Below are 12892 nucleotides of genomic sequence, written 5' to 3'. Positions count from 1 at the left end.
CCGCCGGCCACTCAATAGCGCTGATTCAAATACCCCAGCATCTCGTCGTGGAGGAGGCCGTTCGACGCGGACGCGTTGCCGCTGTGCGGGCCGGGGCGTCCGTCGAGGCCGGTGAACGCGCCGCCGGCCTCGGTCACGATGATCGCGTTCGCCGCCATGTCCCAGAGCGACAGCTCGGGTTCGGCGCAGATGTCGACCGAGCCCTCGGCGACCATCATGTACGGCCAGAAGTCGCCGTAACCGCGGGTACGCCAGACCGCCTTCGTGAGATCGAGGAAACCGTCCAGCCGGCCCTGGTCCTCCCAGCCGGACAGCGAGGAGTACGCGAAGGAGGCGTCGGCCATCCGCGAGACCTCGGACACCCGCAGACGGGACGCGGAGGACAGGCTGCGGCCGGTGAACGCGCCGTGCCCCTTCGCCGCCCACCAGCGACGGCCGAGCGCGGGGGCGGAGACGACGCCGACGACCGGCTGGTAGCCGCCCTCGCCCGCCTCCATCAGGGAGATCAGCGTGGCCCACACGGGCACACCGCGGACGTAGTTCTTGGTGCCGTCGATCGGGTCGATGACCCAGCGGCGGGGGCCCGTGCCCTCGATGCCGTACTCCTCACCGAGGACCGCGTCGCGCGGCCTCGCCCGCTGGAGATGGCCACGGATGAGTTCCTCGGCGGCCTTGTCCGCCTCGCTCACCGGTGTCATGTCCGGCTTGGTCTCGACCTTCAGGTCGAGGGCCTTGAAGCGGTCCATCGTCGCGGCGTCGGCGGCGTCCGCCAGGACATGGGCGAGGCGCAGGTCATCGCGGTAGTCGGGCATGGGTGAACCGTATCTGCCCGCGTCGTGACGGGGCTACACAGGACCGGCAGGTGATCCCCGGGCCCGGACCGCGGCGGCGCCCGGCGGGGAGCGGCCCCCCGGGGCTCGTGCCCGGTCAGGGCGCGCACCGCTTCGGGTGCGCGCCCCCCAGGGCCGCCGCGACCCCTTGACAGTGCTCCCGCACGCGTCAAACCTGGCTCCAGAGCCGCTCGCCCCAAGGAGGCGATGATGCCCGCAGCGCGCGAATCGCTCTTGGACGCCGCCTATACGGCACTCGCGCGCCGGCCGTGGTCCGCGGTGCGGATGGTCGATGTGGCCGCGGTGGCCGGAGTGTCACGCCAGACGCTCTACAACGAGTTCGGGAGCAAGGAAGGCCTGGCGCGCGCCCTCGTGCGGCGGGAGGCCGACGCCTATCTCGCGGGTGTCGACCGGGCCCTGGCCGCTCACACGGACACGCGGGACCGGCTGGCCGCGACCGCCGAGTGGACCACCTCGACGGCCCGCAGCAACGCGCTGGTGCGGGCGATGCTCACCGGAAGCTGGAGCGAACGGCTGCCCTCGCCCGCGCTGTCCGCCGTGCCCTCGTCGTCTCCGGTGCCCGCGCAGCGGCGGGCCGACGGACCGCTGCCCTCGCCCGCCGACTTCGTGGTACTGGTCCGCGACCGCGTCGTCGCCGCGCTCGCCCTGTCCCGGGCGGACACCCCCGAGGTCACCCGGACCTGCGAACTGGTCACCCGGATCGCGCTGTCGTGCGTCGTCGCGCCGCCCGCCCGGGGCGGTGCCGCGGAACTGGTCAGGACCGCGCTGGCGTCGTCCCACCGGCTCGGAGTCTGAGGGCGGGCGCCTCGGGCCCAACTGCCGCCAGGGGGTGCGTACTCAAGGCATGCGCACTCAGGGGGTGCGTCCTCAGCGCGCCGACCCCGAGAGCTGGAGCCCGATGACACCGGCGATGACCAGGCTGATCGAGACGATCTTGAGGACCGAGACCAGGTCGTCGAGGAAGATCATGCCGTAGATGGCGGTGCCCGCCGCGCCGATGCCGGTCCACACCGCGTAGGCCGGACCGACGTCGAGCTTCTTCAGGGAAAGGGTCAGCAGCCCGAAGCTGCCGAGGGCGAAGACGCAGAAGGCCACGGTGGGCCAGAGTCTGGTGAAACCGTGGGAAAGCTTCAGGCAGACGGCGAAGCCGGTTTCGAGCAGTCCCGCCACAACGACCAGCAGCCACGCCATGTCTTGTCCTCCCGCATCGCACGTCGACTGCCGGCCCGGCCCGGGTCGGTGCGATTATGCATTCACCGACCCGGAGAAGCCCTTACCGACCACGGGCACGCGCAAACACGGGGACGTCAGTCGCCCTCGCGGCGCTCGCGTGTGGACAGCAGCCGGCGCAGCGAGTACAGCCGCTGCGGGTCGGCGTGGCCGTCGGCCACCCACTGGTCGAGCGCGCAGTCCGGTTCGTCGTGGCTGCACGCCCGGGGGCAGCCCTCGGTGCCGGGTTGGAGATCGGGGAAGGCGTTGATGACCCGGGACGGATCGACGTGGTTCAGGCCGAAGGAACGGACACCGGGGGTGTCGACGAGCCAGCCTCCGGCGCTGCCCGCCAGGGGCAGGGCCAGTGCCGAGGTGGTCGTGTGCCGGCCGCGGCCCGTGACCGCGTTGACGTGACCGGTCGTGCGGCGCTGCTCGGGCGGCACCAGCGCGTTCACCAAGGTCGTCTTGCCGACGCCCGAGTGACCGACGAACGCCGTGATTTTGCCGTTCAGCTGCTCGCGTACGCGGTCGGCGGCGGCCTCGCTGCGCAGTTCCTCGCGGCTGGTCACCACGTAGGGGATGTCCAGCGCTCCGTACAGCTCCAGGAACTTGTCCGGCGGGGCCAGGTCCGACTTCGTGAGCACGAGGAGCGGGGTCAGGCCGCCGTCGAAGGCCGCCACCAGACAGCGGTCGATCAGTCGGGGGCGCGGCTCGGGGTCCGCGAGGGCGGTGACGATGGCGAGCTGGTCGGCGTTGGCGACGACCACGCGCTCGTACGGATCGTCGTCGTCGGCCGTGCGGCGCAGCACCGAGCCGCGCGGCGCGATGCGGACGATGCGGGCGAGGGTGTCCTTCTCGCCGGACAGGTCGCCGACGATGGCCACCCGGTCGCCGACGACGGCGGCCTTGCGGCCCAGTTCGCGTGCCTTCATCGCCACCACGGCGCGGCCCTCGACCAGACAGGTCAGCCGGCCGCGGTCGACCGTGAGGACCATGCCCTCGACGGCTTCCTCGTGCTTGGGGCGGATGTTCGTACGCGGACGGTTGCCCTTGCGGTTCGGCCGCTGGCGGATGTCGTCCTCGTCGGTGTTCTTGCCGTATCGGCGCATGATCCAGGTCCGCCCGTCAGTTCCCGAGCATTCCGGTCCACAGGTCGGGGAAGTCGGGCAGGGTCTTCGCGGTCGTCGCCACGTTCTCGATCTGGACGCCCTTCACCGCCAGCCCGATGATCGCGCCGGCCGTCGCCATGCGGTGGTCGTCGTACGTGTGGAAGATGCCGCCGTGGAGCCGTCGCGGCCGGATGTGCAGGCCGTCGGCGGTCTCGGTGACGTCGCCGCCGAGTTCGTTGATCTCCTTGGTGAGCGCGGCCAGCCGGTCCGTCTCGTGCAGCCGCAGATGGGCCACGCCGCGGAGCGTGGAGGGGGAGTCGGCGAGCGCCGCCACCGCCGCGATGCCCGGGGTCAGCTCGCCGACCTCGCCGAGGTCCACGTCGATACCGTGGATCGCACCCGAACCGGTGAACCGGAGCCCGATCTCGGTGAGTTCGCAGGAACCACCCATCTCGGTGAAGATCTCCCGCAGCCGGTCACCGGGCTGGGTGGTGTGGGCCGGCCAGTCGGGGACGACGACCGTGCCGCCGGTCACCAGCGCCGCCGCCAGGAACGGCTGGGCGTTCGACAGGTCCGGCTCGATGATCAGGTCGCGGCCGAGCAGCGCGCCCGGCGTCACCCGCCACACGTTCGGCTCGCCGCCCGACTCCGGGGTGTCCACCTGTGCGCCGACCGCGCGCAGCATGTCCACGGTCATCCGGATGTGCGGCATGGACGGGAGGGTCGAGCCGGTGTGCCGGACCTCGACGCCCTGGTTGAAGCGCGGGGCGGAGAGCAGCAGGGCGGACACGAACTGGGAGGACGACGACGCGTCGATCTCCACCGGGCCGCCGTCCAGGGCGCCGCCGCCGTGCACCGTCAGGGGAAGAGCGCCGCGGCTGTCGTCGTCGATCCGGGCGCCGAGCAGGCGCAGCGCGTCGATCACGCCGTGCAGCGGACGCTCGTACGACCTCGGGTCGCCGTCGAAGCGGATGGGGCCGTCCGCGAGCGCGGCGACGGGGGGAAGGAAGCGCATGACGGTGCCGGCGTTGCCGACGTCGACCGTGGCCGGACCGCGCAGGCCCGAGGGGATGACCCGCCAGGCCTCGCCGGAGGCGTCCGGGCCCGCCGCGACCGTCGAGCTGGAGGCGACCGTCTCCTCGATGCCCACGCCCATCGCGCGCAGCGCGCCGGCCATCAGCAGGGTGTCGCGGGAACGCAGCGGGCGGCGCAGCCAGCCCGGCTCGGAGGCCAGCGCGGCCAGGACGAGAGCGCGGTTGGTGACCGACTTGGACCCCGGCACGTGAACCGTCGCGTCGACGGCTCCGCTTGCGTGCGGGGCTGGCCAGAGGGCGGTGTGGGCGGGGTTCACGGTCATGCGCCCCACTTTAGTGGCAGGGCGCTGGGCAGCCGCCGGTCCGTCACCGCCGGTGACGCCCGCGCGGGGGAGCCGGACAGGGGTGTCCCGGGAGCACGGCGGACGGCCGCGGCGCGGCGCGGCGCCCTGTGAGCGGCGGCCCGCTGCTCACAGCCCCAGCAGCCAGCGCCCGCCGCCCATCAGCGAGCACAGCGACACGGCATGGAAGAGGAACAGCCACAGCCCGGCCGGTACGTGCGTCAGCCGTGACAGCTGGTCCGCGTCGGAGTCGCCCGCGCCGCCCCGGGTCCGCTTCGCCTGGAGTTCGAAGGCCGGGCGGACGCCGCCGAGGAGCAGGAACCACACCACGGCGTACGCGAACGCGGCCTGTACCTGGGGTCCGGCGAGCCAGGACACCAGCAGGAAGGTGCCGCCGGTGAGGATCACGGTGAGCGCGCCGTACGCGTTGCGGATCATCACCAGCATGGCTATGAGCAGGGCCGTGGCCACCCACAGCAGCAGGGTGATGTGGCCCGCGCCGAGCAGCGCGGCGCCGCCGAGGCCGAGCAGCGGGGGAGCGGTGTAGCCGGCCGCCGCCGTGAGGATCATGCCGAGGCCGGTCGGCTTGCCGCGGCTGACGGTCAGGCCGCTGGTGTCGGAGTGCAGCCGGATGCCGCTGAGGCTGCGCCCGGTGAGCAGGGCGACCAGACCGTGGCCGCCCTCGTGCGCGATGGTGATGGCGTTGCGGGAGACGCGCCAGACGCCGTGCGGGACGATCGCCGCGAGGGCCGCGACCATGGTGGCGATCACCACCCACAGGTCGGGGTCCGGCTGGGTGCCGAAAACCTCGTCCCACAGGGAGCTGAGCGAGGCCAGCGAGGTGGATGCGGTGCTGTCCATTGTCGGCGGTGGCTCCCTTTCGTGGCGCGGAATCTGGCAGTGTTGCACGTATGTGCGGACGGTATGCAGCCAGTCGTGGACCCGAGGATCTCGCAGCAACCTTTGAGGTCGAGAAATGGGACGCGGAGGAGACTCTGGCGCCCGACTACAACGTGGCTCCGACGAAGGAGGTCTACGTCGTCCTCGACCGCCCTGTGAAGGACGCGGACAGCCCGGAACCGGTTCGCCAGCTGCGCAAGCTCAAGTGGGGACTCGTCCCGTCCTGGGCCAAGACGCCCGAGGGCGCCGCCCGGCTGATCAACGCGCGCGCGGAGACGGTGCACGAGAAGCCCTCGTACCGCCGTGCCTTCGCCGCCCGGCGCTGTGTCATCCCCGCCGACGGCTACTACGAGTGGGTCACCGGCGGCGCCGAGCGCGAGCTGGAGGTCGAGGGCAGGAAGAAGCGGCCGCGCAAGCAGCCGTACTTCGTGACGCCCGCGGACGGCTCCGTCTTCGCGATGGCGGGACTGTACGAGTTCTGGCGGGACCGGACGCTGCCGGACGAGCATCCGCTGGCCTGGTGGGCGACGTGCTCGGTCATCACGACCGAGGCGGAGACGACACCGCTCGCGGTGGCCCCCGCCGAGGGCCCGCGGGCGCTGGCGGACATCCACCCGCGGATGCCCCTGATGCTCACCCCCGACCGCTGGGACAGCTGGCTCGACCCGTCCCGCACGGACCCGGACGAACTGCGTGACCTGCTCGCGCCGCCGCCCGCCGGGCTGATGCGCGCGTACCCCGTCTCCACGGCGGTCAGCAATGTCCGCAACAACGGGGCGGAGCTGCTGACGGAGCTGGAAGGGCCCGAGGAGGGCACACTCTTCTGACGTGACGAAGATCAGCGATGTGAGCGGGACCGTCGAGAGCGAGACCGTCGAGACGGACGCCGGCACGGCCCGGGTCACCTGGCACCGGGCGGCCGGGGCGCGGCTCGTCCTCGCCGCGAGCCACGGCGCGGGCGGCGGCATCGAGGCCCGGGACCTGCGGGCGCTCGCCGAGGTGCTGCCCGCCCACGGGGTGAGCGTGGCACTCGTCGAGCAGCCCTGGCGGGTGGCCGGGAAGAAGGTGGCGCCCGCGCCGAGGACGCTGGACGTGGGATGGCGGGGCGTGTGGCCGGCGCTGGCGCGGCAGGGCCTGCCCGTGGTGTCCGGAGGCCGCAGCGCGGGCGCCCGGGTGGCGTGCAGGACCGCGGTGGAGCTGGGCGCCGCGGGAGTGCTCGCCCTGAGCTTTCCCCTGCACCCGCCGGGCAGGCCCGAGAGGTCCCGCGAGGAGGAACTGTTCGCGGCGGCCCCCGGCGGTGTGCCACTGCTGGTCGTCCAGGGCGCCCATGACCCGTTCGGGCGCCCGGAGGAGTTCCCCGAGGGATACGAGCCGGGCGTCGTCGTGCCCTACGGAGACCACGGCTTCGCCGTCCCGAAGCGGGCCCCGCTCGCCCAGGAGGAGGCGCTGAAGATCATCACGGACGGTGTCGTCGGGTGGGCCGCGTCACTCGGGTGACGGCCGGGAATGCAGAGTGACGGTCCTCTGTTGTGCGGATCAGACAGCACGCAGCGTGCTGCACCGTTCGTACGAGAGGAAGTCCGCCGCATGGGTTCGACCTTCTGCCCGAGCCGCAGCAGCCGCGCTGACCTGGACTGGACGGTGCTGCACGCGGGCAAGAACGCCCCGATTCGGGCGGCGGGCGGGCATGATGTTCGTCTATCCTCCGATTCCAGTGGGACCGGTCTCGGTCTCGCTACGTCGCTGGAGGAGGTGGGTCCGGTCACTGGGACCGACGCAGGGACCGAAAACGGCCAGGCGGAGCAGCCCGAGGGCCAGGGCACGAGCGACGCGACGGCGGAGACCTCCGCCGAGCGCACCGCGCGCTTCGAGCGGGACGCGCTCGAATTCCTCGACCAGATGTACTCGGCCGCCCTGCGCATGACGCGCAATCCGGCTGATGCCGAGGACCTGGTGCAGGAGACGTACGCCAAGGCGTACGCGTCCTTCCACCAGTTCCGTGAGGGCACGAACCTCAAGGCGTGGCTGTACCGCATTCTCACCAACACCTTCATCAACTCGTACCGCAAGAAGCAGCGCGAACCCCAGCGCAGCGCGGCCGAGGAGATCGAGGACTGGCAGCTGGCGCGCGCCGAGTCGCACATGTCGACCGGCCTTCGTTCCGCCGAGTCGCAGGCGCTGGACCACCTGCCCGACTCCGACGTCAAGGAAGCGCTGCAGGCGATCCCCGAGGAATTCCGCATCGCCGTCTATCTCGCGGACGTAGAGGGCTTTGCGTACAAGGAGATCGCGGACATCATGGGGACACCCATCGGTACGGTGATGTCCCGGCTGCACCGGGGTCGTCGCCAACTGCGCGGCATGCTGGAGGACTACGCCCGTGACCGTGGGCTGGTCCCCGCCGGCGCCGGAGAGTCGAACGAAGCGAAAGGCTCGGGCTCATGAGCTGCGGAGAGCCGCACGAGACGGATTGCAGTGAGGTACTCGATCATCTGTACGAGTTCCTCGATCATGAGATGCCGGACGCGGACTGCACCAAGTTCGAGGTCCACTTCGAAGAGTGCTCCCCGTGTCTGGAGAAGTACGGCCTCGAGCAGGCCGTCAAGAAGCTGGTCAAGCGGTGCTGCGGCCATGACGACGTGCCGACCGATCTGCGGGCCAAGGTCATGGGCCGCATCGATCTGATCCGCTCAGGACAGGCCGTGCCCGAGCACGACGTGACCGCGACGGCCCAGGAGTCCTGACCCCGGGCGGCCCTCCACCGCGAGGGCCACGCCCCGGCGACGGCCTCCCGGCCCTCCTTTTATCACCCGAACGTGCGAATCCGCGGGCCTGGAGCCCGCGGATTCGCACATACCCGTCCCCACTCCCTTTCTCCCGCCCTAGGCTCCGAACCTGAGACCGGGGGAGGTACGGGGGAGGTTCGGGGATGGGTTCGGTTCCGGCGTGGGCCCGTGCGTACGTGGCCGGTGTCGTTCTCCTGGCTCTCGCCTGCCTGGCTCCTCTGCCGCACCTGCGCGTCCCCTGGGAGATCGTCGCGCTGCTCGCCGTGCTGTACGCGGGCTGCGAGCGCGTCACGCTGCCGCTCCGGCCGCACGGAGCCGGCGCACCCGGCGGCGACGCCACCCAGGGGATGGGCGCCTTCCTCCCCGTCCTGCTGGCCGGCGCCTTTCTGCTGCCCGCGCCCGCCGCCGCCCTCGTCGCACTGCCCGGGGCGCTGCTCGCCCGGGTCGAACAGCGCCCGCGCGGCCCGCGCCGGATCTGGCGCGCGGCCCAGCTCGCCGTCGCCGTCTGGGCGGCCTCCCGGGTGTACGGGGCGCTCGGCGGCAGGGACGCGCTCGTCGCGCCCGATTTCCCCTACGCGCTCGTGCCCGCCGGAGCCGCGGTGCTCACCTTCAGCGCCGCGCTCACCGTCCTCGACGGCGGGATCCTCGCACTGGCCGAGCGCGCTCCGCTGCGCGGTGCCTGGCACGGACTCTTCGCGCGCTCACTGGCACCGGTCGCCGTGCACGGCCTCGCCGGACTGATGATGGCGGTGCTCTGGCGCAGCCCGTACGGGCCCGTCGCCGCGCTCCTCGTCCTGCTGCCGATGTACGTCTCCTGCTGGGTCTTCGCCCAGTACCACCGCGAACGGGCCGCCCACCAGGCCACCATCCGCGCCCTCGTCCAGGCCGTCGACATCAAGGACGGCTACACCCGCGGACACAGCGAGCGGGTCGGGCGGGCGTCCGTGCTGATCGCCCGTGAGCTGGGCATGCACGACGAGCGCGTCGAGGTGCTCCGGTTCGCCGGCATCCTGCACGACGTCGGCAAACTCGGTGTCCCCACGCGGCTGCTGCGCAAGGACGGACCGCTGACCCCCGAGGAGCGCCGGGTCATCGAACTGCATCCCGAGTACGGGCACGAGATGGTCCGCGGGATCGGGTTCCTCGGAGAGGCCCGCTCGGCGATCCTGCACCACCACGAGCGGCTGGACGGAAGCGGATATCCGTACGGGCTGGCGGGGCCGCAGATCCCGGAGTTCGCCCGGGTGGTGGCCGTCGCCGACGCGTTCGACGCCATGACGTCGACCCGGTCCTACCGCAGGGCCCGCCCGGTGCGGGCGGCCCTTGAGGAACTGGGGCGCTGCGCGGGGACGCAGTTCGACCCCCGGATGGTGGCGGCGCTGGTACGGGCGCTCGACCGGCACGGCTGGCATCCCGCGGTGACCGCGGACACCGCCCCGGCCGTCGTACCCGGCAGGCCGGCGTACCAGTCCGACACCCTCGGGCGGAGCGCACCGTGAGCACCACCGCCCCGCGGCGCGAGGCCCCCGCCCGCTCCTCCCGGCAGGCCCGTCCCGCGCCGGCCGGGAGGACCCCCGCCCTGCTCGCGGCGGTGCGCGCCCTCGCCCTTCTCCTCGCGCTCCTCGCCCTCGGCGTCACCCTCTGGGAAGGACTCGACCAACGCGGCACGGCGCTGGCCTTCGGCCTGCTCATAGCCGTCGGCGAGCTCGCCCGGTGGAGCGGGGCCGAGGAACGGGAGTCCGCACCCCTCGGAGCCGCCGGAGCCCTCGCGTACGCGCTGCTCGGCGAGAACGCCGGGCACCGCACCGACCACGGTGTCCTTCAGGTCGTCGCCGTGGTCGTGGCGGCCGCACTGATCGGCTGCGTTCCGCACGTGGCACGGGGACAGGCGCCGACGCTCGATCATCTCTCCCGCCGCGTCCTGACCGTCACCTTCGCCGCCGTCTGCTTCCAACCCCTCTACGACCGGGGCAGGTTGCTGGAATGGGGCGGCTCGGCGCAGGCCCTGCTGCTCGTCGCGCTGCTGGTCCTCACCACACTGTGGGACGCAGTGCTCGCGGCGGTGACGGCCCACGCGCGGACCCGGTGGCCGTTCGGGCCGCTGCTGCGCGACGAACTGCGGGCCACCCTCGGGATCGGTTCGGCGGTGTGCGCGACCGGGGCCGTGATGGCGCTCGCGGTCGCGGTGGTCGGACTGTGGGCACTGCCCGTCTTCTCGCTGCCGCTGCTGCTCACCCAGCTCTCCTTCCGGCGCTACGCGGCCGTACGGGTCACCTACCGGCAGACGATCGCGTCCCTCGCGCGCGCGACCGAGATCGCCGGGTACACACCGGCCGGTCACGCCCGGCGGGTGGCCGCCCTCAGCAGGGCCGTGGGCCGCGAGCTGGGCCTGTCCGAGCCCGGCCTCACCGTCCTGGAATACGCGGCGCTGATGCACGACATCGGGCAGCTCAGCCTGGTCGACCCGGTGCCGGCCGGCGCCACCGCCGCGCTTCCGGCGGCCGAGCAGCGGCGGATCGCGCTGCTCGGCGGCGCCGTCGTACGGCAGACCGGGGTGGAGGCCGAGGTCGCCGTCGTGGTGGAGCGGCAGGCGGACCCGTACCGGGAGCAGCCGGTCACCGCGCGCATCGTGCGGACCGTGAACGCATACGAGGAAATGGCCCGGGCAGCAGGGCCCACAGGGCCGCTGACCGCGCTGGAGAAGCTGCGGCTGGCGACCGCCCGCGACTACCAGCCGGAGGTCGTGGAGGCACTGGCCCGGGTCCTGTCCCGAGCCGGTCTGACCTTGCCCCGGGCTGGGTAACCCATGGGTAATGAGCGGCCGTCCGAAGGTACGTGGTTGGATGCGAGGGAGAGGGTGTCAGGGGGCGTGGGCCGGCCCGGGGCTGCACTGCCTCCCAGGGACTCTTCGAAGGACCGGCAGGCGGGTAACACCAGGAACTGGCAGGCGGGAATCGTGAGGATCTTCGGCAAGGGACGACACCGGCCCTCCGCCTCATGGCGGCAGGCCACCGACCGTGCGTTCACGCTGATCGGCGACGGCCGGTACGAGGACGCGGGAGCGCTGCTGACGCGTGCCGCGGACCTGGAGCCCTGGCTGTCCGAGTCCTGGTTCAACCTGGCTCTGCTGTACAAGTTCCGGCACGACTGGGAGCAGGCGCGGGCAGCGGGCCTGCGGGCCGTCGCCCTGCTCGACCGCGAGACCGGCGCACCCGACTGGTGGAACGTGGGGATCGCGGCCACCGCCCTGCAGGACTGGCCGCTGGCGCGGCGTTCCTGGCAGGCGTACGGGCTGCGGGTGCCCGGCGGTGCCGCGGTCTCGGGCGAGCCCGTGGGCATGGACCTCGGCAGCGCGGCCGTGAGGCTGTCGCCGGAGGGCGAGGCCGAGGTGGTGTGGGGGCGTCGGCTGGACCCCGCCCGCGTCGAGGTGCTGTCGATCCCGCTGCCGTCCTCCGGACGCCGCTGGGGCGAGGTCGTTCTGCACGACGGCGTTCCGCACGGCGAGCGGACCACGGCCGCCGGGCACGCCTACCCGGTCTTCGACGAGATCGAGCTGTGGGCGCCCTCGCCGGTGCCCACCTGGGTCGTCCTGCTCGAGGCGGCCACCGAGGACGACCGGGACGCGCTGGAGCGGCTCGCCGCCGACGCCGGCTTCGCCGCGGAGGACTGGTCCTCGTCCGTACGGCTGCTGTGCCGGATGTGCTCGGAGTCCCGGATGCCGTCCGACGAGGGCGACGAGGAACACCTCGACCCGCACGACCACAGCGAGCCGGGGCACCCGGGCCCACTCGGCCACCGCACCGACGGGCAGCTGTGGGTGCCCGAGCGGGAGTGCGGGCTCGCGGCGCCGGCCTCGCTGGTGCGCGGCCTGCTCGACGGCTGGGTCGCCGACAGTCCGGACTCCCGTGACTGGCGGGATCTGGAAGAGGTCTGCTGAGCGCACCTTTAGGCTGTAGTCGCAGAAAAATCAAAGGTCTGAGGAAGGCGTACGTCGTCATGGCGCAGCAGGAAACCGATCAGCAGCACGTGGGCGTGCTCCCCGTGGACGACGACGGCTTCGTCATCGACACCGAGGACGCCGAGGAGCGCGAGACGGGCTACCGCGAGCGTGGCACCTCGCGCCCGATCACGGTGGTCGGGAACCCGGTGCTGCACAAGGAGTGCAAGGACGTCACAGAGTTCGGCGACGAGCTGGACCAGCTGATCGCCGACATGTTCGCGAGCCAGCGCACCGCCGAGGGCGTGGGCCTGGCGGCCAATCAGGTCGGCGTCGACCTGAAGGTCTTCGTCTACGACTGCCAGGACGACCAGGGCGTCCGGCACGTCGGCGTGGTCTGCAACCCGAAGCTGGTCGATCTGCCCGCCGACCGGCGTCAGTTGGACGAGAGCAACGAGGGCTGCCTGTCGGTGCCGACCGCCTACGCGCCGCTCGCCCGCCCCGACTACGCCGAGGTCACCGGGCAGGACGAGAAGGGCAACCCGGTCCGGGTGCGCGGTACCGGATACTTCGCGCGCTGCCTCCAGCACGAGACGGACCACCTGTACGGGTACCTGTACATCGACCGGCTCTCCAAGCGCGACCGCAAGGACGCGCTGCGGCAGATGGCCGAGAACGAGCCGCGCTACGCGACCGTGGCGAACGGCTGAGCCTCGCTTGGC

14 protein-coding genes are annotated in these 12892 nt (G+C 72.4%); 9 read left to right on the top strand and 5 right to left on the bottom strand.

The window, feature by feature from the left end; all coding sequences use genetic code 11:
• Positions 1 to 11 precede the first annotated feature (11 nt).
• Positions 12 to 812 carry a histidinol-phosphatase gene (hisN, locus tag OG780_RS14995; RefSeq protein WP_326785616.1) on the bottom strand — a complete coding sequence of 267 codons (801 nt, stop codon included), beginning with the start codon at positions 810 to 812 and terminating at the stop codon, positions 12 to 14.
• Between the two features lie 225 nt (positions 813 to 1037).
• Between hisN and OG780_RS14990 the strand changes: the two genes are divergently transcribed.
• Positions 1038 to 1646 carry a TetR/AcrR family transcriptional regulator gene (locus tag OG780_RS14990; protein WP_328448439.1) on the top strand — a complete coding sequence of 203 codons (609 nt, stop codon included), beginning with the start codon at positions 1038 to 1040 and terminating at the stop codon, positions 1644 to 1646.
• 72 nt (positions 1647 to 1718) lie between these two features.
• Here the strand turns inward: OG780_RS14990 and OG780_RS14985 are convergent, their stop codons facing one another.
• From OG780_RS14985 to OG780_RS14970, 4 genes are all read right to left on the bottom strand, one after another.
• Positions 1719 to 2042, bottom strand: a complete 324-nt coding sequence (locus OG780_RS14985; protein ID WP_326785614.1) for a DMT family transporter — start codon at positions 2040 to 2042, stop codon at positions 1719 to 1721.
• 116 nt (positions 2043 to 2158) lie between these two features.
• The gene (rsgA, locus tag OG780_RS14980; protein ID WP_328448437.1) at positions 2159 to 3172 is read right to left on the bottom strand and encodes a ribosome small subunit-dependent GTPase A; all 1014 of its coding nucleotides are present in this window, start codon (positions 3170 to 3172) and stop codon (positions 2159 to 2161) included.
• A 16-nt stretch (positions 3173 to 3188) separates the two neighbouring features.
• The gene (gene aroA, locus OG780_RS14975; RefSeq protein ID WP_328448435.1) at positions 3189 to 4529 is read right to left on the bottom strand and encodes a 3-phosphoshikimate 1-carboxyvinyltransferase; all 1341 of its coding nucleotides are present in this window, start codon (positions 4527 to 4529) and stop codon (positions 3189 to 3191) included.
• 147 nt (positions 4530 to 4676) lie between these two features.
• Positions 4677 to 5408, bottom strand: a complete 732-nt coding sequence (locus OG780_RS14970; RefSeq protein ID WP_326785611.1) for a M50 family metallopeptidase — start codon at positions 5406 to 5408, stop codon at positions 4677 to 4679.
• A gap of 50 nt (positions 5409 to 5458) precedes the next feature.
• Here OG780_RS14970 and OG780_RS14965 point away from each other — a divergent pair, with 50 nt between their 5' ends.
• The 8 genes from OG780_RS14965 (at position 5459) to def (ending at position 12880) form a co-directional block, all read left to right on the top strand.
• The gene (locus OG780_RS14965; protein WP_328448432.1) at positions 5459 to 6274 is read left to right on the top strand and encodes an SOS response-associated peptidase; all 816 of its coding nucleotides are present in this window, start codon (positions 5459 to 5461) and stop codon (positions 6272 to 6274) included.
• Between the two features lies 1 nt (position 6275).
• The gene (locus tag OG780_RS14960; protein WP_443062163.1) at positions 6276 to 6944 is read left to right on the top strand and encodes an alpha/beta hydrolase family protein; all 669 of its coding nucleotides are present in this window, start codon (positions 6276 to 6278) and stop codon (positions 6942 to 6944) included.
• Positions 6945 to 7199: 255 nt separating this feature from the next.
• Positions 7200 to 7892, top strand: a complete 693-nt coding sequence (sigR, locus tag OG780_RS14955; protein WP_326790805.1) for an RNA polymerase sigma factor SigR — start codon at positions 7200 to 7202, stop codon at positions 7890 to 7892.
• Positions 7889 to 8191, top strand: a complete 303-nt coding sequence (rsrA, locus tag OG780_RS14950) for a mycothiol system anti-sigma-R factor (RefSeq protein WP_328448430.1) — start codon at positions 7889 to 7891, stop codon at positions 8189 to 8191. Before sigR ends, rsrA begins: the two co-directional genes overlap by 4 nt.
• Before the next feature lie 185 nt (positions 8192 to 8376).
• Positions 8377 to 9732 carry an HD-GYP domain-containing protein gene (locus tag OG780_RS14945; RefSeq protein WP_328448427.1) on the top strand — a complete coding sequence of 452 codons (1356 nt, stop codon included), beginning with the start codon at positions 8377 to 8379 and terminating at the stop codon, positions 9730 to 9732.
• An 80-nt stretch (positions 9733 to 9812) separates the two neighbouring features.
• Positions 9813 to 11036: a metal-dependent phosphohydrolase gene (locus OG780_RS14940; protein ID WP_443062319.1), complete on the top strand. Its 1224-nt coding sequence runs from the start codon at positions 9813 to 9815 to the stop codon at positions 11034 to 11036.
• 153 nt (positions 11037 to 11189) lie between these two features.
• On the top strand, positions 11190 to 12170 hold the full coding sequence (locus tag OG780_RS14935) for a tetratricopeptide repeat protein (RefSeq protein WP_328448425.1): 981 nt from the start codon (positions 11190 to 11192) through the stop codon (positions 12168 to 12170).
• Between the two features lie 59 nt (positions 12171 to 12229).
• The gene (def, locus tag OG780_RS14930) at positions 12230 to 12880 is read left to right on the top strand and encodes a peptide deformylase (RefSeq protein ID WP_328448423.1); all 651 of its coding nucleotides are present in this window, start codon (positions 12230 to 12232) and stop codon (positions 12878 to 12880) included.
• The last annotated feature ends 12 nt before the right edge of the window (positions 12881 to 12892 follow it).

Origin of the sequence: Streptomyces sp. NBC_00386 (genome assembly GCF_036063235.1) — a bacterium.
In the GTDB taxonomy this organism is placed as follows: Bacteria; Actinomycetota; Actinomycetes; order Streptomycetales; family Streptomycetaceae; genus Streptomyces.
The sequence above is the reverse complement of the archived record's forward strand: the minus strand, read 5'-3'. Positions and strand labels throughout refer to the sequence as shown.

What these genes read in the sequence shown, in the direction of transcription:
- aroA (WP_328448435.1), bottom strand. Translation starts at nt 4,529, where the DNA reads ATGACCGTGAACCCCGCCCACACCGCCCTCTGGCCAGCCCCGCACGCA.
- hisN (WP_326785616.1), bottom strand. Translation starts at nt 812, where the DNA reads ATGCCCGACTACCGCGATGACCTGCGCCTCGCCCATGTCCTGGCGGAC.
- def (WP_328448423.1), top strand. Translation starts at nt 12,230, where the DNA reads ATGGCGCAGCAGGAAACCGATCAGCAGCACGTGGGCGTGCTCCCCGTG.
- OG780_RS14990 (WP_328448439.1), top strand. Translation starts at nt 1,038, where the DNA reads ATGATGCCCGCAGCGCGCGAATCGCTCTTGGACGCCGCCTATACGGCA.
- rsgA (WP_328448437.1), bottom strand. Translation starts at nt 3,172, where the DNA reads ATGCGCCGATACGGCAAGAACACCGACGAGGACGACATCCGCCAGCGG.
- OG780_RS14985 (WP_326785614.1), bottom strand. Translation starts at nt 2,042, where the DNA reads ATGGCGTGGCTGCTGGTCGTTGTGGCGGGACTGCTCGAAACCGGCTTC.
- rsrA (WP_328448430.1), top strand. Translation starts at nt 7,889, where the DNA reads ATGAGCTGCGGAGAGCCGCACGAGACGGATTGCAGTGAGGTACTCGAT.
- OG780_RS14970 (WP_326785611.1), bottom strand. Translation starts at nt 5,408, where the DNA reads ATGGACAGCACCGCATCCACCTCGCTGGCCTCGCTCAGCTCCCTGTGG.
- OG780_RS14965 (WP_328448432.1), top strand. Translation starts at nt 5,459, where the DNA reads ATGTGCGGACGGTATGCAGCCAGTCGTGGACCCGAGGATCTCGCAGCA.
- OG780_RS14945 (WP_328448427.1), top strand. Translation starts at nt 8,377, where the DNA reads ATGGGTTCGGTTCCGGCGTGGGCCCGTGCGTACGTGGCCGGTGTCGTT.